General features: G+C 45.1%; 22 protein-coding genes and 6 tRNA genes. 27 read left to right on the forward strand and 1 reads right to left on the reverse strand.

Features of this window, described 5'->3' with window-relative positions; genetic code table 11:
• Window positions 1-77: 77 nt before the first annotated feature.
• The 6 genes from MHZ95_RS16045 (at window position 78) to MHZ95_RS16070 (ending at window position 7,122) form a co-directional block, all read left to right on the forward strand.
• Window positions 78-1,142 (forward strand): D-alanine--D-alanine ligase, encoded by a 1,065-nt coding sequence (locus MHZ95_RS16045; protein WP_239391796.1) that lies wholly within the window; start codon window positions 78-80, stop codon window positions 1,140-1,142.
• 12 nt (window positions 1,143-1,154) lie between these two features.
• Window positions 1,155-2,540: a UDP-N-acetylmuramoyl-tripeptide--D-alanyl-D-alanine ligase gene (locus MHZ95_RS16050; RefSeq protein WP_239391797.1), complete on the forward strand. Its 1,386-nt coding sequence runs from the start codon at window positions 1,155-1,157 to the stop codon at window positions 2,538-2,540.
• The gene (locus MHZ95_RS16055; protein ID WP_239391798.1) at window positions 2,537-3,229 is read left to right on the forward strand and encodes an alpha/beta hydrolase; all 693 of its coding nucleotides are present in this window, start codon (window positions 2,537-2,539) and stop codon (window positions 3,227-3,229) included. Before MHZ95_RS16050 ends, MHZ95_RS16055 begins: the two co-directional genes overlap by 4 nt.
• A 321-nt stretch (window positions 3,230-3,550) precedes the next feature.
• Complete coding sequence (gene cshA, locus MHZ95_RS16060; RefSeq protein WP_304649448.1) at window positions 3,551-5,041, forward strand: degradosome RNA helicase CshA; 1,491 nt, start codon at window positions 3,551-3,553, stop codon at window positions 5,039-5,041.
• A 112-nt stretch (window positions 5,042-5,153) separates the two neighbouring features.
• Window positions 5,154-5,633, forward strand: a complete 480-nt coding sequence (locus tag MHZ95_RS16065) for a PH domain-containing protein (RefSeq protein ID WP_239391799.1) — start codon at window positions 5,154-5,156, stop codon at window positions 5,631-5,633.
• On the forward strand, window positions 5,623-7,122 hold the full coding sequence (locus MHZ95_RS16070) for a PH domain-containing protein (RefSeq protein ID WP_239391800.1): 1,500 nt from the start codon (window positions 5,623-5,625) through the stop codon (window positions 7,120-7,122). Before MHZ95_RS16065 ends, MHZ95_RS16070 begins: the two co-directional genes overlap by 11 nt.
• Window positions 7,123-7,160: 38 nt before the next feature.
• On the opposite strand, the gene MHZ95_RS16075 is transcribed toward MHZ95_RS16070, so the two are convergent.
• Window positions 7,161-7,778, reverse strand: coding sequence for a rhomboid family intramembrane serine protease (locus tag MHZ95_RS16075; protein ID WP_239391801.1), 618 nt, complete (start codon window positions 7,776-7,778; stop codon window positions 7,161-7,163).
• A gap of 375 nt (window positions 7,779-8,153) precedes the next feature.
• Here MHZ95_RS16075 and acpS point away from each other — a divergent pair, with 375 nt between their 5' ends.
• The 21 genes from acpS (at window position 8,154) to MHZ95_RS16180 (ending at window position 20,163) form a co-directional block, all read left to right on the forward strand.
• Window positions 8,154-8,507: a holo-ACP synthase gene (gene acpS / locus MHZ95_RS16080; protein ID WP_239391802.1), complete on the forward strand. Its 354-nt coding sequence runs from the start codon at window positions 8,154-8,156 to the stop codon at window positions 8,505-8,507.
• Window positions 8,508-8,565: 58 nt separating this feature from the next.
• A complete protein-coding gene (locus MHZ95_RS16085; RefSeq protein ID WP_239391803.1) occupies window positions 8,566-9,573 on the forward strand; it encodes a LolA family protein in 1,008 nt (335 codons plus the stop codon).
• A gap of 66 nt (window positions 9,574-9,639) precedes the next feature.
• Entirely contained in the window at window positions 9,640-10,779 is a 1,140-nt protein-coding gene (gene alr / locus MHZ95_RS16090) for an alanine racemase (protein ID WP_239391804.1), read from the forward strand.
• Window positions 10,780-10,912: 133 nt separating this feature from the next.
• Window positions 10,913-11,203, forward strand: a complete 291-nt coding sequence (locus MHZ95_RS16095; protein ID WP_370643088.1) for a transcriptional regulator — start codon at window positions 10,913-10,915, stop codon at window positions 11,201-11,203.
• A gap of 4 nt (window positions 11,204-11,207) precedes the next feature.
• Window positions 11,208-11,558 carry a type II toxin-antitoxin system PemK/MazF family toxin gene (locus MHZ95_RS16100; protein WP_239391806.1) on the forward strand — a complete coding sequence of 117 codons (351 nt, stop codon included), beginning with the start codon at window positions 11,208-11,210 and terminating at the stop codon, window positions 11,556-11,558.
• 140 nt (window positions 11,559-11,698) lie between these two features.
• The gene (locus tag MHZ95_RS16105; protein WP_239391807.1) at window positions 11,699-12,523 is read left to right on the forward strand and encodes an STAS domain-containing protein; all 825 of its coding nucleotides are present in this window, start codon (window positions 11,699-11,701) and stop codon (window positions 12,521-12,523) included.
• Between the two features lie 2 nt (window positions 12,524-12,525).
• Window positions 12,526-12,888, forward strand: coding sequence for an STAS domain-containing protein (locus tag MHZ95_RS16110; protein WP_239391808.1), 363 nt, complete (start codon window positions 12,526-12,528; stop codon window positions 12,886-12,888).
• Window positions 12,889-12,890: 2 nt separating this feature from the next.
• On the forward strand, window positions 12,891-13,292 hold the full coding sequence (locus MHZ95_RS16115) for an anti-sigma regulatory factor (protein ID WP_239391809.1): 402 nt from the start codon (window positions 12,891-12,893) through the stop codon (window positions 13,290-13,292).
• Between the two features lie 14 nt (window positions 13,293-13,306).
• Window positions 13,307-14,314: a PP2C family protein-serine/threonine phosphatase gene (locus tag MHZ95_RS16120; protein ID WP_239391810.1), complete on the forward strand. Its 1,008-nt coding sequence runs from the start codon at window positions 13,307-13,309 to the stop codon at window positions 14,312-14,314.
• A 75-nt stretch (window positions 14,315-14,389) separates the two neighbouring features.
• Window positions 14,390-14,731, forward strand: coding sequence for an STAS domain-containing protein (locus MHZ95_RS16125; protein ID WP_239391811.1), 342 nt, complete (start codon window positions 14,390-14,392; stop codon window positions 14,729-14,731).
• Window positions 14,718-15,191, forward strand: coding sequence for an anti-sigma B factor RsbW (gene rsbW / locus MHZ95_RS16130; RefSeq protein ID WP_304649451.1), 474 nt, complete (start codon window positions 14,718-14,720; stop codon window positions 15,189-15,191). The genes MHZ95_RS16125 and rsbW overlap by 14 nt, the downstream gene beginning before the upstream one ends.
• The gene (sigB, locus tag MHZ95_RS16135) at window positions 15,166-15,951 is read left to right on the forward strand and encodes an RNA polymerase sigma factor SigB (RefSeq protein WP_239391813.1); all 786 of its coding nucleotides are present in this window, start codon (window positions 15,166-15,168) and stop codon (window positions 15,949-15,951) included. The genes rsbW and sigB overlap by 26 nt, the downstream gene beginning before the upstream one ends.
• Complete coding sequence (locus MHZ95_RS16140; protein WP_239391814.1) at window positions 15,951-16,547, forward strand: PP2C family serine/threonine-protein phosphatase; 597 nt, start codon at window positions 15,951-15,953, stop codon at window positions 16,545-16,547. The genes sigB and MHZ95_RS16140 overlap by 1 nt, the downstream gene beginning before the upstream one ends.
• Before the next feature lie 107 nt (window positions 16,548-16,654).
• Window positions 16,655-18,814 carry a Tex family protein gene (locus MHZ95_RS16145; protein WP_255726804.1) on the forward strand — a complete coding sequence of 720 codons (2,160 nt, stop codon included), beginning with the start codon at window positions 16,655-16,657 and terminating at the stop codon, window positions 18,812-18,814.
• Window positions 18,815-18,839: 25 nt separating this feature from the next.
• A complete protein-coding gene (locus tag MHZ95_RS16150; RefSeq protein ID WP_239391815.1) occupies window positions 18,840-19,289 on the forward strand; it encodes a SprT family protein in 450 nt (149 codons plus the stop codon).
• A 172-nt stretch (window positions 19,290-19,461) separates the two neighbouring features.
• Window positions 19,462-19,536 (forward strand) — tRNA-Glu (locus MHZ95_RS16155).
• 42 nt (window positions 19,537-19,578) lie between these two features.
• Window positions 19,579-19,653, forward strand: a tRNA-Gln gene (locus tag MHZ95_RS16160).
• A gap of 81 nt (window positions 19,654-19,734) precedes the next feature.
• Window positions 19,735-19,810: transfer RNA gene (locus MHZ95_RS16165), tRNA-Lys, on the forward strand.
• Window positions 19,811-19,878: 68 nt separating this feature from the next.
• A tRNA-Leu gene (locus MHZ95_RS16170) sits at window positions 19,879-19,965 on the forward strand.
• Window positions 19,966-19,984: 19 nt separating this feature from the next.
• Window positions 19,985-20,061: transfer RNA gene (locus MHZ95_RS16175), tRNA-Arg, on the forward strand.
• A gap of 28 nt (window positions 20,062-20,089) precedes the next feature.
• Window positions 20,090-20,163: transfer RNA gene (locus MHZ95_RS16180), tRNA-Gly, on the forward strand.
• Window positions 20,164-20,360 lie beyond the last annotated feature (197 nt).

Below are 20,360 nucleotides of genomic sequence, written 5' to 3' on the forward strand. Positions count from 1 at the left end.
AACTGTGAGGTTGCCCTTGAAAAGTTGTGCGTGCTAAACTGAGGTATCGAAAACTTATGGATCGTGAGGGAGAAAAAATGAGAAAAAAACTTGCTTTGGTATACGGGGGGAAATCCGCGGAGCATGAAGTTTCCTTGTCGACTGCACGCGCAGTGACACAAGCGGTGGACTTCGGGAAATATGAAGTGATTCCGGTATACATCACGTATGAAGGAGAATGGCGGAAAGGCAAGCCGCTTGAACATCCCGCAAAAACGATCGAGGAATTACGCTTAGCTGGAGACGGTACGAGTCAGCCGGATAGTATGCATGGTTTTTTGAACGGCGAGACCCCTGATATCGTATTTCCGTTACTACACGGCACGAACGGGGAGGACGGTACCGTTCAAGGATTATTTGAAGTGATGAATGTTCCTTATGTCGGAAACGGTGTACTCGCTTCGTCTGCAGGGATGGATAAAGTGGTCATGAAGCAATTGTTTGCACAAGCTGGATTGAAACAAGTGCCGTATGTGCATTTTATCCGGACTGCATGGGAACGTGAAAAAGTGCAACTTGTGGAGAAGATGGAGCAGGAGCTCGGCTGGCCGATGTTCGTGAAACCTGCCAATCTTGGATCGAGTGTAGGGATCAGTCAAGCAACGGATCGGGAAAGCTTAATCGAAGCGGTAGAACTGGCATTGAAGTTTGACAGGAAAATCATTGTAGAACAAGGCGTGACGGCACGGGAAATTGAATTGGGCGTTCTCGGAAATGATGAGCCGAAATGTTCGGTCTCAGGTGAAATTAAACCTGTCGCTGCATTTTATGATTATGAAGCAAAGTATAAAGACGGCAATACGGCTCTGGTTATTCCAGCAGAGGTGACGGATGAAGTGACGGAAAAGATGGAAGACGCAGCAATCCGCGCATTCAAAGTGCTCGATTGTTCAGGACTGGTCCGTGCAGACTTTTTTGTGACCGCCGACAATGAAGTATTGATCAACGAAGTGAATACGATGCCGGGCTTTACGCCGGTGAGCATGTTTCCGCTTCTTTGGCAGAAGACAGGTGTGACGTATCCTCAGTTGATCGATCAATTGATTGAGTTGGCGATGGAGCGTCATACGGAAAAACAACGTTTACAATATACAATGGATTGAGAGTGGTTTGAAGTGAAGCGGAAGTTAACGAAAATCGCCGGGTGGCTACAAGCAAAAGGGCAGCGAATGGAAGATGTGACGGTGACGGGCGTGTCGATCGATTCCCGTACAGTGAAGGATGGCGACTTGTTCATCCCGTTTCGAGGTGAGCAAGTGAACGGACATCAGTATGTGGAACGTGCGATTGCCAATGGTGCAGTCGCATCCCTTTGGCTGGCAGATGAGCCGAACCCACCTGCTGATGTGCCGCTTCTTTTTGTAGAAGATTCCGAGTTGGCTCTCCAGTCGATGGCGCGTGCCTATCGGGACGAATTGCAATGTAAAATTATCGGGATTACCGGATCTAACGGGAAGACATCAACGAAGGATTTGGTAGCTAGTGTCCTTGGTCCTTCTTTCAACGTGCGGAAAACGGAAGGGAACTTTAATAATGAACTCGGCTTGCCGCTAACAGTATTGTCGCTTGAAGAAGAGACGGAGTTTGCTGTGCTGGAAATGGGCATGAGCGGTTTTGGCGAAATCTCCTTTTTATCCGAATTAGCAAAACCGCATTACGTTGTCATCACGAATATCGGGGAAGCCCATATGCAAGACCTCGGATCACGCGAAGGGATCGCCAAAGCGAAGTTTGAAATTATCGACGGCTTGCAGCAAGGCGGAAAATTGTACTACGACGGGGACGAACCATTGCTCCGTGCACTTGTGGAGCAAAAGCCCGGTTTGCAGGCAATCGCATTCGGTTATGGCAAAGGGAATGACCTCGTGCTGGAAGCGATCGAAACAGGCGATGAAGGAAGCCGTTTCACAGTGACCGGCTTGCTGACAGGGGACTATTCAATCCCGGTATACGGGACACACCAAGTGAAAAATGCGCTCGTCGCCCTATTGTTGGCAAAGGAAGTTGCCATTTCGGAAGAGTCGATTTGTTCAGCTCTTCGCGGCGCGAGGTTGACGGATATGCGCATGCAACCGGTTGTGGCAGCAAATGGTTCGTTATTTATCAATGATGCCTACAACGCGGCACCGACTTCGATGCGTGCGGCGCTCGATTTCATAGACCATACACAATTGCGCAAGGAAAAATGGCTTGTCCTCGGCGATATGCTTGAGCTCGGAGAAGACGAACAGCGGTACCATGTGGAGCTGGCTGAGCGAATTTTGCCGATGGACTTGAAGGGGATCCTCCTCTATGGCTCCCGCATGAAATGGCTGTATGATGAGCTGCAGAAACGAGGAACGGTTGCCTGTCTGGTTTGGTCGGAGAACGACTATAGCCCGCTTGTAAAAGAGTTGCACACATATGCAGGCGAAGATTCAATTGTCTTGTTAAAAGGTTCCAGAGGGATGGCGCTTGAGCATGTGTTGCATGCATTCACAGGCGAGGATGATAAAGGATGAAAACCGGTGTGCTGTTCATCCACGGATTTACAGGCGGTCCATTCGAAGTACGCCCGCTTGTCAATTATGTAAGGAGTAAAACGGATTGGTTGGTTTCCGTTCCGACGCTTCCAGGTCATGGTGTGAAGCTGGAGCTTCGCAAAGCTTCAGCGAACACATGGCTGATGGAGGCAGAACTTGCTATTCGAAAGCTGGCACAACAAGTCGACCGCGTCATCGTGGTCGGCTTTTCGATGGGCGGACTGATTGCGATGTACCTTGCATTACGCTATAAAGTCGATAAGCTCGTCCTGTTAAGTGCAGCTGCTAAGTACATTAGCCCCCGCATTCTTTTGCGGGATCTTGGCATCCTATGGACCGGATCAATCCAGAAAAAGTATCCTCCGAATACGTTTTATCATTTGTATGATTATAAATTGACCCATACGCCATTCCGCGCCACGCTTGAATTTTTGCGCATCGTCAAAACCGTAGAACCCTATTATGAACGGATTCAAGCGCCCGTATGTATTGTCCAAGGAATGAAGGACGGCATCGTGCCATTTTCCGCAGCCGAATATCTTTACAAAAAGCTCGGTTCCGAAAAAAAGGTATTCATAAAATCACCATTTGGGAAGCATCATATTTGTTATAGCGACGATTGTGACAATTGGTTCGATGAAGTGTTAGCGTTTATGCAAGAAAACTGATTATTACTACTTAAGCGGATTGATTGCAGACTTATTCTGGGCATGGTACACTGTGATGAGCATTGGATACATTTACACGGGAACTCTTCAATTATTGAAGGGTACTTTTTTTTGAATCTACCGGTTTGATCATCTGATTTGATCCGTTGACCGAACCGCTCGGCAAAGACCGGGCTTTCCTTTTCAACCATAACCTCTACTTTTAGAGAATGCAAAATATCGGAAACGTTCCCTCATTTACACAACAGGCTCGAATTTGCCGCGCCTTCATTTGCAAATGTAACCAATTGTCAAATGAAAAAACAAAGGAGATTGAACAGTTTGACTAATTTTTCAGAATTGAATATCAGTGAATCAACACAGCGTTCTTTAAGCCGTATGGGGTTTGAGGAAGCGACACCTATCCAGGAAGGTACGGTTAGGTTTGGAATGGAAGGCCGTGATATTATCGGTCAAGCGCAGACGGGTACAGGGAAAACGGCGGCGTTCGGTATTCCGATCATCGAAAAAATCGACACAAAAAATCCAGCGGTTCAAGCGCTGATCATTGCACCGACGCGCGAATTGGCAATCCAAGTTTCAGAAGAGATTTACCGTATCGGTTATGATAAACGCGCACGTATCCTTTCCGTTTATGGCGGACAGGAAATCGGACGTCAGATCCGCGCATTGCGTAACAACCCGCAAATTGTTGTCGGAACACCGGGACGTATTCTTGACCATATTAAACGCAGAACACTGAAATTGGATGGCGTACAGACACTTGTTCTGGACGAAGCAGATGAAATGTTGAACATGGGCTTCATCGAAGACATCAACACAATCATGGCAAGCGTTCCAGCAGAGCGTCAAACACTTCTATTTTCAGCGACAATGCCTGGACCAATCCGTAAAATCGCGGAAACGTTCATGCAAAATCCAGAAATCGTTAAAATTAAGTCAAAAGAAATGACTGTTGAAAATATTGACCAGTATTTCATCAAAGCGCATGAGCGCGAGAAATTCGATATCCTTTCACGCATTTTGAATGTGCACCAGCCTGAACTAGCAATCGTATTCGGTCGTACAAAACGCCGGGTCGACGAACTTTCCCATGCACTCAGCATCCGCGGATACATTGCAGAAGGAATCCATGGTGACTTGACACAAGCGAAACGGATGTCCGTACTTCGCCAGTTCAAGGAAAATAAAATCGATATTCTTGTTGCAACAGACGTTGCTGCACGTGGACTCGATATTTCAGGTGTCACACATGTGTATAACTTCGATATTCCGCAAGATCCTGAAAGCTATGTTCACCGTATCGGTCGAACTGGTCGTGCTGGAAAAAGCGGTATGGCAGTTACATTTGTCACACCACGTGAGATGGGATACTTGCGCATTGTTGAAGAAACAACGAAAAAGCGCATGACACCGATGAATCCACCATCTTCGGATGAAGCATTGCTAGGTCAGCAACGCTTAGCAGTTGAACAGCTTGTGGAAATCATGGGCAAAAACGAATTGAGCGATTACAAACAGTTTGCAAGTGAATTGCTTGAAAAATATGAGGCGACGGACTTGGTGGCGGCAGCCATCCGTTCATTGACACATGAGCCAGATGATACACCAGTCACGATTACGGAAGAGCGTCCATTGCCGGCACGCAGAAGTTCTTCACGTAGCGGTGGCGGCTACAAAGGAAACCGTAGCGGCGGTCGCTCCTACGGAGGCGGACGTGGCCACGGAGGCGGCGGATCACGCCGCAGCGGTGGACGTGACGGTTCAAGAAGAGATGGCGGTCGTTCACGCTATAGCAGATCAGAAAAATAAGCATTACAAAAAAGTCGGGTGATGGTGCCCGACTTTTTTCTTTGTCCAAAAAAGTTGAAACATTTCTTTAGCTGAATCGTATAGAATAGAGGAAATGGAAAGAGGTGTTTGGATGAGAGCGGAACCATTGAACCGGATATCGGAAAAAGGACTGAAGGTTTGGAGATTATATGGAAGTATACAAACGGCTGTCATTCTGTTGTTAGCGATAGGCGCTGGTGTGTTGACTTATATTTTTGATTGGCCTTGGTGGATTTATGCGATTGCTTCGGCAGTTGTCATTTTATTTGCGTATTTTTTCATTTATTTATTTCCAAAAGTGAGATGGATGCGCTGGCGTTATGAAGTGCGCGAATCGGAAATCGAATTGCAACATGGACTGTTTATCGTGACACGGACATTGATTCCGATGGTGCGTGTCCAACATGTTGATACGGCGCAAGGTCCGATCCTTCGCAAATATGATCTTTCTGAAATCACCATTTCAACCGCTGCAACGACACATACGATCCCAGCACTCGTATCGGAGGAAGCGGATAATATGAGAAGTCGCATTTCGGTACTTGCAAGGGTGGCGGAAGATGATGTCTAAGACGCGTTATCAATTGCATTGGATCACCGCATTGATCGAAGTGCTGAAAACAGCGAAGGAAGCGATTATCCCACTAGTCGTTCTTCTATTTGCGAACGGATTCAATGATACAGGGAAATGGTATTTGGATTATTTGACATTTATGATTTTTGGTATTTTGATGATCGTACTTTTCATCTCAGGCATCATTAAGTGGAGACGTTTTGAATACTGGTTTGAAGAAGATGAGCTTCGGATTGAATATGGCTTGTTCGTGAAAAAGAAACGTTACATACCATTCGATCGAATCCAAAGCCTTGATTATACGGAAGGCATTTTACATCGTCCTTTCAAGCTTGTGAAAGTGAAAGTGGAAACAGCGGGCGGTTCCACTTCCAAGAAAGCGGAGGCGGAACTGACTGCCATTACAAAAGAAGCTGCAAATCGGATCGAATATGAATTGGCTGAAGCGAAAAATAGAAAAAAAGCTGTGTCGTCTGAGGAAGGGGCTTTCGACGTTGAAGGTGTGATGGAGGAAGAGTCACAGGCAAAACCGGTTTTTAAAATGACGCCGAAAGACTTGATCCTATTAGCGACAACTTCGGGAGGGATCGGCATCATCCTTTCGGGGGCAGGGGTTTTCTTATCACAATTTGCGGAGCTGATTCCGTTTGAGTGGATGTATGAAGAAGTATCATCCTTCATCCGATTCGGGGTATTGCTCATTGCGATATTCGTCTTTCTCGGATTCGTCCTCGTATGGGGACTGTCGGTTGCGATGACGTTCCTCTCTTATTATGGCTTCGCCGTCTCGTTAGTCGAACAAGATATTATTATTACACGCGGCCTGCTTGAAAAGAAACGGATGACCGTACCGCTGAACCGGGTGCAAAGTGTACGTATTATCGAAAATCCGTTCAGGCAATTGTTCGGCTATGCAACTGTGGCCATCGACAGTGCAGGGAGTGGAGGTGCTGAAGGGGCGAAAATTATTCTTTTTCCGCTTGTGAAAAAGAAACGCATCGACGCTCCGTTGAAAGAGATATTTCCAGAGCTGATTTTAGATAAGCCTACCAACAAGCTCCCGTCACGAGGCAAACATTTCTTCTATCGGATCGATTTCCTTTGGATGACTCCAGCGATCGGGGCTTTGATTTACTTTTTCTTCCCATACGGTCTGTTTTCTTTATTGATCATCCCGTTCATCATCCTTTTTGGGTTGTGGCAACATCGCTCCGCCGCATTCGATTTGAGTGGGAACCAATTGACAATGCGTTTTAGGGGGTTCAGTTTGCAAACCGCTTACTTGACGAAAAAAAGAATTCAATCGATGAAGATGAAACGGAATTATTTCCAAAAACGAAAAAAAGTTGCAACAATAGCTGCCAGTGTTAAATCCGGGATGGGGGTATTTGAAGCGCAGATTCCCCATATGGATGAAATGGAAGCTGAAAAGATTTTGACATGGTATGGGAAAAATGTGAACGACAGTACATTTGAGGACATTTAAAAGGACAGAGGGGATTCTCCCTTCTGTCCTATCCTTTTTCATTTAGTACCTTTTGGTTTACGCCAACTGACAATCCGCTTCGGATGGAAATAGCTAAGTCCAATCAGAAATCCGACAATCATTCCGACGATGTGTGCAGTCGTGTTAATGTTCGGTTGTAAGTAGGTCATAATGATGCTGACAATGATGATCGGGACGATGATTTGTCTGAGCTGGGGCAGGATATGTTTTGTGTAATAAACAAGCGCACCGAATGCCCCTAGAATCCCGAAAATGGCTCCACTTGCGCCGACGCTCGCATATTCAGGTCCGCGTAGGAAAAACGTCGCGATGTTGCCGAAAATCCCGGCGAGCAAATAAATGGTGAGAAAGCGCGCTTTACCTGCAATTTTCTCAAGCTCTGGCCCGAAGAGGAATAAGGAGAACATATTGAACAGTAAATGCATGATCCCAGCATGTAAAAACATCGGCGTGAACAACCGCCACCATTCCCCATTCGATATCAAGTAGTTGATGCCCATACCGGCAAAATAGATTTGATTTCCGATGAAGGGGATGTAGGTCAATACAAAGATGAGAATATTCAACGCTAGGAAAAATGTGACAACTGGGTAAAGACGGATATATTGCGAAAAGTTTTCTGTGCGGCTAAACATTTTTTCACCTCAATCTGTTAAGCCCATTATACATTTTTTTTCGTGGCTAAGGAAACTATAAAATCGGAACTGTGGATAGGTTATAACAGGGATAGTTTCCGTCTAGGCTCCAGCGCCTAGGGGCTCGGGTCATAAGTCAAGTCGACTATGTGGCAAAGAACGCCACTTGGGCCTACAGGATGTAGGTCATGCAGTCGTTGCCAATCGAACAGCGGAGGGTTCGATTTGCCGTATTTCTGCATCCTTTGCAGAAATTAAGGCACTTTCTTTCAGGACGCGGCGATCTTAGACTGCCTACCTTCATCCACCCGCCTTATGCCTGTCGCCCCTGAACAGGCGCTTGCGCTTTTGTTTATTTGGAAAGGAAGATGCAAATTGATAGCAGGAATTGGACTCGATATTGTGGAATTGAATCGTATCGCCAAATTGGATAGTAGATCACCGAAATTCCGTTTCAGAACGCTCACTGATGAAGAACTTAAAATTTATGACGCACTTTCACCACAGCGCAGGATTGAATTCCTTGCGGGACGTTTCGCGGGGAAAGAGGCTTTCGCCAAAGCGAAAGGAACAGGCATCGGTGCGGATTGTAATTTTATAGATATCAGCATTTTGCCGGCGGAGAGTGGGAAGCCGCTCCTCTACTTCAAAGGCGTAGAAGTAATGGGGCATATCTCCATCACGCATACGAGGACGGTTGCGGCAGCTCAAGTAATCCTCCTTGCATAATTGTTCGTCCATTCTCATATGATGACCTACCTGATTGAAATGAGAAAGGATGAACTGTATGCGTAGCCGGATAATTGCTTTTATGTTAGTTGCAGTCATGGTAATCCTCGCAGCTTGTGGAGCACCAACGAAAGAGGATGTCATGAAGAAACTCAGTGGAAAATGGAATGATACGAAAGGGTATGAGCTGACCGCCACAATGGAGATCAAGACAGGTGCAGAACCGCGCATGTACGATGTTGAAGTCTGGCATACGAAGCCTCAATTTTATCGCGTCAATGTTTCGCAAGCGGGTAGTGAAGATTCACAGATGATCGTACGCAATGATGAAGGGGTTTTTGTCATTACGCCATCGCTCGGTAAAACGTATAAGTTCCAAAGTGATTGGCCTGCACAAAACAGTCAGGGGTATTTGATCGGTGCTTTGCATGACGATATCAAGGCAGACGAAAACGCGACAATGATTGAAGAAGACAAAGAGTATATTTTTGAAACCGCCACGCAAAATAATCATAAGAAAGTGCTTCCGACCCAAAGGATTCATATCGACAAAAAATCCTTGTTGCCTAAACATGTTTCTGTTCTAGATGAAAATAATGAAGAGAAGATCCGGATTTCATTCAAACAGATCACGCTCGGAAAAGAACGGAAAGCGGCAGAGTATAATGTGGAAATGGAAGGTTCGAATACAGGGAATGAGCCAAAAACAGAAGGGGATACTGAGACAGGGTTGAACACACATTATCCATCAATCGAAGGTCTCACAGTGCTGGATGAACAAGAGATGACGACGGAAAACGGAACACGTTCATTCATGACATATAGCGTAGGAGATGGGGAAAAGGAATTTGTCATCATTCAAGAACCTGCCGTGAGACCTGAAAACAAAGTACCGGTTTCAGTTGAAGGCGACCCGGTTGACCTTGGCTTTGCAATCGGGGCGTTAACGGAAAACTCCTTACGTTGGGAAAGTGCAGGCGTCTCCTTTTTCATCGCTTCCGATACATTGTCGCAAGATGAGATGATCGAAGTGGCTGCATCAATGACAGAAGCGGAAATGAAATAAATGGATTGACGAAAGGTAGGAAGGGAATGATAATAGAGGAAATACTCTAACAAATGAGGCGTGAATATGGAGCAGAGTACTCATTATCGTCCAACGCAAGTAAATATTGATTTGGATGCAATCCGGAGTAATGTCCGGAATTTAAAAAAATATGGAATCGTTTCTGGTGGAGTGATTGCAGTCGTGAAGGCGGATGGCTATGGACATGGAGATGTCGAAGTAGCCGCCGCCGCTTTAGAAGCGGGTGCCATGATGGTGTCCGTTGCGACACCGGACGAGGCAGTATGGCTTCGAACGAATGGGATCAGTGGAGATATCCTGGTCATGGGGCCATCCCCAATCACTTTTGCGAAGAAAGCTGCCGAACTAGGGATTACGCTCATGGTAGCGGATGTAGAATGGTTCCGACACGTTCTGGACGAGAGTGCGGACTTTGAAAAACAGTTGAAAATTCATGTAAAGATTGACAGTGGAATGGGTAGAATTGGACTAAGGGATGCAGGCGCACTTCAAGCCCTCATTTCACTTGTCGAATGTTCGGATCAGTTCGTGTTGGATGGTATTTTCACCCATTTCTCTTGCGCAGATGAAGACAGGCCCGATAAAACAGAAGAACAGTTCAAGCGGTTTATGGAACTTGTTCAGAAGTTGCCTGAAAAACCGAGGCTTGTTCATGCATCAAACAGTGCGGCAACCCTCCTATACCCGGAGTATCAACTGGACGCGGTCCGGTTTGGAATCGGGCTTTATGGCATAGCCCCCTCTGAGTTTGTAGAAGGGCAGTTGCCGCTCCGCCTTGAAAAAGCGATGTCGATTGAAAGTGAGCTTGCATTTGTGAAAAAGGTGGAAGCGAATACTGCAATCAGTTATGGCGGGACGTATGAAACGAAAGCTGCCGAATGGATCGGGACAATCCCGATCGGCTATGCTGATGGTTTGAAACGTGGATTGCGCGGCCAGGAAGTGCTTATTGGCGGCGAAAGGATGCCGATCGTTGGAACCATTTGCATGGATCAGTGCATGGTGAGGCTACCTCGTGAAATGAATATCGGAGAAAAGGTGGTGTTAATCGGTCGTCAAGGAGAAGAAGAAATACGTTTGGAAGAGTGGGCGAAGCGCCTTGACACAATTCCATATGAAATTGCCGTCTCGATCGGGAGGCGAATTCCGAGAATATATACGGGAAAAGAACGACAGCACACATAATATCCGCACTTTCGACAAAAACAGTTGCAATATTGCAGAAACCTGTCAATAATATCCCTTCTATGTCTTCTCATTGCACACATTCAATGGTAAGATGAACATGTATTGAAATGAGGGAACGGGTTTGTCGGAGGTGCTGACGTTGCGTGCAAATAAGAATATGAAGGAAGTCATTGTTAAAATTCCGAAACGGATGCTGAATGAAAATGAACACACGGTCGTCCATCAGGAGCCGGAACGTGGCGAATTCGTATACATTTCGACAAAGCGATACGTAACCGATTATGAGTCGAATAACATTCGAGAAGAAATGATGAAAGGTTATATCGAAATGTCGCAAATCAATTTGAAAATCGCCATGGAATGCTTGCATGTAGATATTGAAGCCCAGCATACGGTGGAACGTCTCGTAAGCGGAGGATGAAAATTTGGCAATAAAACGTGGAGACGTCTTTTTTGCAGATCTGTCACCTGTTGTCGGTTCAGAACAGGGGGGCACAAGACCGGTTCTTGTCATTCAAAATGATATTGGAAATCGGTTTAGCCCAACAGTGATCATTGCGGCAATCACCGCACAAATACAAAAAGCGAAATTGCCTACACATGTTGAAATTGATGCGGCGCGCTATGGCTTCGAGCGGGATTCGGTTATCCTGCTCGAACAAGTCCGCACGATTGACAAGTCGAGGCTTACAGATAAAATCACACATCTAGACGAATATTTGATGGAAAAAGTCGACGAAGCACTTGAAGTGAGCTTCGGACTCGTCAAATTCTGAGCATACATATTCGAAAAACACCACAGCCTGTATTGTGGTGTTTTTCAATTATTCGACAAAAATAGTGTGTAATATCCTTTTTTTCGTTACAATGAGAACAAGAAAAGTATTAATACTTAAGGAGGCTCATCGGAACAATCATGAATATTCGAATGGCAGAAAGTATAAATAATAATCTTCCTACAATTATAGAGCGATGGGGAGCCCGTATGAAAGAAGAAAAGGGAGAGAAGTTTTTTCAATTCATGCCCGAACCACTCGTGGAAAAGACAAGCAATGAATTTGCTTCTCTTATGACCTCGAACATTTCAGAAACAGATGATATTAATACAGCACAACTCAATGATTTCGCAGAAAAAGTCGTCCGCTTCGGTTGGTCCATTAAATTTGTCAATAAGGCGATCGATCACTTCTCGAAGATCGCTTTTGAATTGCTGGAGGAAAAAGGATTTATTGATCAAAGCAATTTACGAAGCTATATGACGGCTTTCGATAATTGGATTCTTCCCCTTCGTGAAAGTATTATAGAAGCATACGCGATGGAGTGGGATCGGACGGTAAACTTGCAGAAAATTGCTTTGCAGGAACTTTCCGCTTCTTTGATCCCCGTCGTTGATAAGATTTCGATTATGCCGCTTGTCGGTACGATCGATACGGAACGAGCGAAATTGATCATGGAAAATTTACTGGAAGGTGTGGTTAAACAACGCGCTGAAGTCGTGTTGCTCGATATTACCGGAGTGCCGGTCGTCGATACGATGGTTGCCCATCATATTATCCAAGCAGCGGATGCAGTCCGGCTTGTCGGAGCAAAATGTATGCTTGTCGGTATCCGTCCGGAAATTGCCCAAACCATTGTTACATTGGGTATCAACTTAAGTGACTTCACAACAACGAGTACGTTGCAACGGGGAATGCAGGAAGCACTGGGGCTAACGAACCGAACCATAGTGGAGGTTGAATAGCAATGAGTTTAAGAATTCCAATTTTAAAACTAAAAGAAACGTTAATCGTATCCATTCAGTGGGAATTGGATGATCAAACTGCACTCCAATTCCAAGAGGATCTTTTGAAGAAAATGCATGAAACGAATGCGCGAGGTGTTCTAATTGATTTAACGCCAATCGATTTCATCGACTCATTTATTGCCAAAGTATTAGGGGATGTGATTAGCATGTCCCGATTGATGGGGGCGAAAGTGGTCATTACCGGTATACAGCCAGCAGTTGCAATTACACTTATTGAACTTGGAATCCGTCTGGAGGATGTTTTGACAGCGCTCGATCTCGAAAACGGGTTGGACAAACTTCAACAAGAATTGGAGGCCTGAATATGGAGTACCGGTCTTCTGTAGATATTCACTCGGAATGGGATATTGTTGCTGCGCGACAACTTGGGAGGAACGAAGCGAAGAAATCGGGCTTCGGAACAGTCGATCAGGCACGTATTACAACAGCGATCAGTGAATTGGCCCGTAATATATACTTATATGCGGGCAAAGGAAAGATAGAGATTGAAAGGCATACCGGAAATGGCTTAAGAGGAATTACGATCATCGCATCGGACAGTGGCCCAGGAATCCCGGATATTCGTAAAGTAATGGAAGACGGGTTTTCGACGTCCGGCGGGTTGGGTGCTGGGATGCCAGGTGTAAAAAGGTTGATGGACGAATTCAAAGTGGACACGGAAGCCGGGGTTGGAACGATCATTACCGCCACGAAATGGCTCCGTTAAGGGGATGTGAGAGGATGCCTCGAATTGTGGGCAAAGAGTATAGAGATTTATTAAAGAGATATATAACCAGCCAAAATGAGGAAAATCTTTATTTTGGCCAGCAGTTCAGCAGGGAGTTCATCGAAAAAGAGATCTCTCCCGAAGAAGTGATCAGCATTCATAAAAATGCATTGGTTGACGTATTTCCAGAAGTGCCCGATAAAGTACTACATTCATTTGATTTCTTAATCGAGATGATGATCCATTACGGTCTTGCGCTAAGAGAACATCAAAGCTTAATCCGTAAACAGGAAGAGATGCAAATGGAAATGAATGTGGCGGCAAAAGTGCAAGATACGCTATTGAAAACAAAGAAACCCGACTTTAAAGAGTTGGATATCGGGTTTGTCACCGAGCCAGCTAAAAAAATAAGTGGAGACTATATCTATTTTTTGAATGATAATTGCAGCGAAGCGAGCGTAGCTGTGGCAGACGTGATGGGCAAGGGGATTCCGGCGGCATTATGCATGTCTATGATCAAGTACGGGATGGATAGCTTGCGAAATGAAAATACAAGTCCGTGCAATGCGCTAGCTATTCTAAACAGAATTGTAGAGAAAAGTGTCGACGATTCGATGTTCATTTCTATGTTCTATGGGAAGTATGATGCAAGAGATGCCAGTTTTTCCTATGCTTCTGCAGGGCATGAACCAGCCCTCCATTATAAAGCTTCAGAAGGCAAGTTTGTCGAGTTGAGTGCGAAAGGATTGCTGCTTGGTGTTCACAAGGACGTTGAATATGAAGAGAAATCTGTCATTCTAGAAGAAGGCGACTTTATTGCGATGATGACAGATGGCGTCACGGAAATCCGTACAGAACAAGGTTTCATCGATGAGGAAATCATCCAGTCCATCATGCTGGAAGTAAAGGACCGCTCCGCCCAAACGATTGCAGAAGCGGTATACAATCGACTTTCTCAACTGCAAGATTTTCAACTGCGAGATGACTTTACAATCGTCATCTTTAAAAAAGAGGAAAAATAGGTTTTACATTTCAAGTAGCGGGTATATATCCTATTAGCACGTTTTTGAAATTAGAAAAATTCGGGGTGTGAGAATATGAATATACAAGTACAGTTATTGGAAGAAAATAGCATCAGACGCTTTAAGATTGTCGGAGAAATCGATGCATTTACGGCACCGGTTTTAAAGGAACGTCTCGCATCTGCGGGACAGGAGCATGGCTTGACGGCGGAATTGGATCTCTCGGAAGTCGATTATATGGATAGTACAGGGCTTGGTATTTTCGTCGGCTTTTACAAAACGATCAAGTCAAATGGAGGTCAATTGAAAATTACAGGAGTCAATAAGCGACTGAAAAGGCTTTTTGAGATCACAGGTTTGGACGAGGTCATGGATATAGAAACAGGTGAAGGTGGGGACAATGATGCAACTGTATGACTACATTGAAATCAAGGTTCCCGCGAAAGCGCAGTACATTGGCGTTGCACGGCTAACGATTTCAGGACTCGCAAGCCGTCTCGGGTTTACTTATGATGAAATTGAAGACTTGAAGATCGCTTCAAGTGAAGCGATCACCAATGCGGTCCAACATGCTTATAAAGAGGACGAACAAGGTGAAGTGATAGTCGGTTGTGCACTTTACGAAGATCGCTTGGAAATCATGGTTGCAGATCATGGAAAAAGCTTTGATTTTGAGGAGACGAAGAAGAGTGTCGGCCCTTATAACGAAAAAGAAGAAGCTCGTTTTCTAAGGGAGGGTGGTTTAGGTCTTTATTTAATGGAGACACTGATGGATGATGTGAAAGTTCATCATGAGGAGGGCGTAACGGTCTTTATGACCAAATATCTCGGCGGAGAGCGAGGGGATGAGGATGTCGAGAGAACAATCTCATCGTGAATCGGGGACGAAAGAACAAGTTCTCCAATGGATTAAGCAGTATCAGGAAACGAATGATGAGGAAGCGCAAACCAATTTAGTGCTCCACTATGAGCGGCTTGTCCAGTCGATTGCGAGAAAATATTCAAACGGCAAACCATATCATGAAGATATTGTGCAAGTCGGCATGCTCGGCTTGCTTGGAGCGATCCGTCGCTATAATCCCGAATTTGGGAGAAGTTTTGAAGCGTTTGCTGTGCCGACGATCATCGGGGAAATCAAACGCTTTCTTCGTGATAAAACATGGGCTGTCCATGTGCCGAGACGTATTAAAGAACTGGGACCAAAAATCAAAACAGCCGTTGAAACATTGACGACCGAGTTGGAACGTTCCCCAATGGTTAGCGAGATCGCCGAATTCTTGGAAGTGGACGAAGAACTGGTCCTTGAATCGATGGAGATGGGGAGAAGTTACCAAGCCCTATCTATGGATCATACATTGGAAGCTGACTCAGAAGGTGGAACGGTCACATTGTTTGATATTATCGGTAACACGGATGATGGCTTTGAGAAGACTGATCAGCGCATGCTTGTGGCGGAAGCGCTCAACGTACTATCAGAACGGGAAAAGCAGATCATTCAATATACATATATCGAACAGTTGAGCCAAAAGGAAGCGGGAGAGAGATTAGGAATCTCTCAAATGCATGTTTCAAGATTACAACGTAAAGCGATTAAGAAATTGCAGCAAGTGATTTTGGCGGCCGGTGGTGTATCATAGTGAATTCAATCATAAATGAGCATATTGAGGTATACGTTCATCAGGAAGCGAAACAAGGGAATAGAGAGTCCGGAGACACGTATTTCATGTATACTGCAGAAGATTATTTCATCTGCGCCATAGCGGACGGTTTGGGCAACGGACCGATTGCACGGCAATCTGCCCAGATTGTCCCGAAAGTATTGGCGGAGTATCATGATGAAACGCTCGATGAATTACTCAGTCGTTGCAACGAACATATGGTTCAAAAACGGGGAGCGGCAGTTGCAATTGTGAAAGTGGATTACAAGCGAAAAACGATACAATATAGCTGCGTAGGGAATGTCCGTTTTTATCTCCTTCAAAACGGAGGGAAGATGGTGTATCCCTTACCAGTAATGGGTTATCTGTCCGGTAGACCACAGAGATTGAAAACGCAGGAGTATCCTTATCGGAAAGGTGATCTGTTTTTTCTTCATTCCGACGGAGTTACATTGAGAAGTCCTAAAGCTTCATTGACGAATAGTTGCGGTCCATATGAGTTATATAAAAAAGTACTGGAAACGCTAGAACGCGGCGATGACGCGACTTTCATCGCCGGTAGCCTACTTCTGTAAAATGAAGTGGGTTTTTTTATTTGGACATAATTAACTATTTTTTTGTTGCAAGCAGGCATTTTCTGCGCCTATGTTAAAATGTAAACAGTAGAGAAAGGGTGATTCAATTGACAGACCATATCGTTGAAGCCGTTGCGGGCAGAGCGGAAATTAGCAAACAGCAAACAGAAAAAGTGATTGCGCTCTTAGATCAGGGGAACACGGTCCCCTTCATTGCTCGCTATCGAAAAGAAGAGACAGGTTCACTAGATGAGGTGCAAATTAAAGCAGTTGAAGATGCGTATAGTTATGTAAAGGGTCTAGAACAGCGGAAAGAAGAAGTCATTCGCCTGATTGACGAGCAAGGAAAGCTCGATGACGAATTGAAAAAAGCGATTGAAAGTGCAACAGTACTTCAAAGGATTGAAGATCTCTATCGACCGTTTAAACAAAAAAGGCGGACGAGAGCTATGGTTGCAATTGAAAGTGGTCTTGAGCCGCTTGCGAACGAACTATTAAAGTTTTCACCTAGTGTACCTGAAGAATTAGCCAAGCCTTTTGTGAATGAAGAAGCCAATGTTCACTCGGTGGAAGATGCACTTGCTGGAGCACGAGATATCATTGCTGAGCGATTTGCTGATGACGCTGCACTTCGTGAGGATATCCGGAAAAAAACGTGGGCTGAAGGAACAGTCGTTTCGGCAATTCGAAAAGGGGCGGAAGACGAGCGCAGTGTGTATGGAAATTACTATGAATATGAAGAGCCTTTAAAAAAAATCGTCCCGCACCGGGTGCTTGCCTTGAACCGCGGCGAAAAAGAAGAGATCCTACGTGTGGGGGTTTCCTTCCCGTCAGAACGCATTATCGGAGGACTCGAACGTCAGTTGATACAAAAACCGCATTCTCCTTCCGCCGCGCATATAAAAGAGGCGATAGAGGATGCGTTTAAACGATTGCTAGCCCCGTCAATCGAGCGGGAAATAAGAGCTGCCTTAACTGAAAAGGCAGAGGAACAAGCAATCCATGTTTTCTCGGAAAACTTGAAAAGTCTTTTGTTACAACCTCCTTTGAAAGGGAGAGTTGTCCTGGGGGTAGACCCTGCATTCCGAACAGGCTGTAAGCTAGCGGTCGTGGATGAGACGGGAAAATTACTTGAGATATCTGTCATTTACCCGCATCCGCCCAAACCTGAAAAAGAGAAATCAAAGCGACTTATTTTAGACTTGTTGAAAAAGTACCCGATTGCCATTATCGCGATTGGAAATGGGACGGCCTCCCGTGAGACGGAACTATTTATCGCGGATTGTTTGAAAGAAGCGCCGAGCGGCATTTCATATGTCATTGTTAACGAAGCAGGGGCGAGTGTTTATTCGGCATCTGCACAGGCGCGAGAGGAATTTCCGGATCTCCAAGTTGAGCAGCGGAGCGCGGTGTCCATTGCTAGACGACTACAGGATCCTTTGTCGGAGCTCGTAAAAATCGATCCCGGTTCGGTTGGAGTCGGTCAATACCAACACGACGTCGCCAAAAAACGATTGTCCGAATCCCTTACGTTTGTTGTTGAAACTGCCGTAAACCGAGTAGGTGTAAACGTGAATACAGCATCCTCCTCTCTCCTTCAGTATGTCGCGGGACTTTCGAAAACGGTTGCGGAAAATATCGTGAAAAGTCGTGAAGAGAGCGGTCTATTTACGAAGCGGACGGAACTGAAAAAAGTGCCGCGCCTTGGAGCGAAGACTTATGAACAGGCAATCGGATTCCTTCGTGTACCGGATGCAGCGGATCCATTCGATTCTACGGGGATTCACCCGGAAAGTTATGCATTAGCCAAGCAATTACTCGGTGAAGCTGGAGTGGCAAAAACATCTATCGGTAGTAAAGAAGCATCGGAAGCTTTAGAGAAGCTAGACATCAAAGCTCTCTCAGGAAAATGGGATGTCGGAGAAGTGACACTCAAAGATATTGTGGAAACTTTACAAAGACCAAATCGAGATCCTCGGGATGATTATCCGCAACCGTTATTAAAGGCGGATGTACTGGATATCAAGGACTTATATGAAGGAATGGAAATGCAAGGAACCGTCCGGAACGTTGTGGACTTTGGGGCATTTGTCGATATTGGAGTTTCGGAAGATGGACTTGTCCATATTTCCAAATTGAAAAAAGGATACGTTAAACACCCTCTTGATGTTGTTGCGTCCGGAGATATTGTAACGGTTTGGGTTGAAAGTGTTGATCGAAAAAAAGGTAGGATCTCACTGACGATGTTACCGCCTAACACCAAATGATGAATCAGGTGAAGAGGTGCTAAAGTTGACGGATGAAGAATTGAAGAGGTTAATTGAAAAGACTTCGCTTGAGTACTTTGGAAAGCCGTTTCTCCACGAAGCACGCTTCAATGGAAGATTAAGAACGACTGGCGGCCGCTATATGCTCGCTGATCACTCTATCGAAATTAATCCATTAGTGGTCGAAATCTACGGCATGGAAGAGTTGGTCGGTGTCATAAAACACGAACTGTGTCATTATCATCTTCATATAGAAGGAAAAGGGTATCGTCACCGTGATGCGGATTTTAAAAAGCTGCTGCAACAAACAGCATCGCCTAGATTTTGCAGGCCACTCGCACAAAAAAATCAATCTCCACGAGTCTTTCGTTTTTACCGATGTACGTCATGCGGAGTCGAATATAAACGGAAGAGACGAATGGATGTGCAAAAATATAGATGCGGCATCTGTAAAGGTTCGATCGCTGAAGTATGAAAAATTGAATCGATTGCCGATGGGTCAGACCGTCTAAAGTGCGGTCTGACAACGTTTTAAATGTTTTTTAAAATAAATGAAGGAAAAGTGTTGACGAAATACAAACGAGGATCTATAATAGGAAAAGTCGATTAGGGAATGACAGCAATCGACAAAACGAATTACTTTAAACGGCCCCTTGGTCAAGCGGTTAAGACACCGCCCTTTCACGGCGGTAACACGGGTTCGAATCCCGTAGGGGTCACCATTTACATTTACTCTAAGTAATGTAGTTTGGATAACATGATAATGGGGTATAGCCAAGCGGTAAGGCAACGGACTTTGACTCCGTCATTCGTTGGTTCGAATCCAGCTACCCCAGCCATATCTTTAAAAAGCAAAAAGTGCCGAAGGCAGTTTGAGCAAAAAACGAATGCAACTAAATCGTTTCATTCTATACAACAAAGAGCCATTAGCTCAGTCGGTAGAGCATCTGACTTTTAATCAGAGGGTCGCAGGTTCGAATCCTGCATGGCTCACCACTTTCCATCAAGAAAAGTGTTGACAAATGATCAGAGATGATATAAAATGAATCTTGTCGTTAAATGACGCGGTAGTGGCGGAATGGCAGACGCGCTAGGTTGAGGGCCTAGTGGGGGTTAACCCCGTGGAGGTTCAAGTCCTCTTTACCGCACCAAAACATACTTCATTATAATGCGCCCGTAGCTCAATTGGATAGAGCGTCTGACTACGGATCAGAAGGTTATGGGTTCGACTCCTGTCGGGCGCGCCATTATTTTTAAAAAACATCGAAATTTAATGCGGGTGTAGTTTAGTGGTAAAACCTCAGCCTTCCAAGCTGATGATGAGGGTTCGATTCCCTTCACCCGCTCCATAATTACTTTTCTTAAAAAAGTATTGACAACCAGGAATGGAAATGTTATACTGGAAAAGTTGTTGCCGAATGCGGCGATATGAACCTTGAAAACTGAACAGCAAAACGTTAACAAATACAGTTTGTTGAACCAACTCTGTTGGGGACACAAACACAAACGAATCTTCGGATTCAAAGTCAGCAAGAAATGAGCTATT

This window comes from Sporosarcina sp. ACRSM (assembly GCF_022346545.1).
Taxonomy (GTDB): Bacteria; Bacillota; Bacilli; order Bacillales_A; family Planococcaceae; genus Sporosarcina.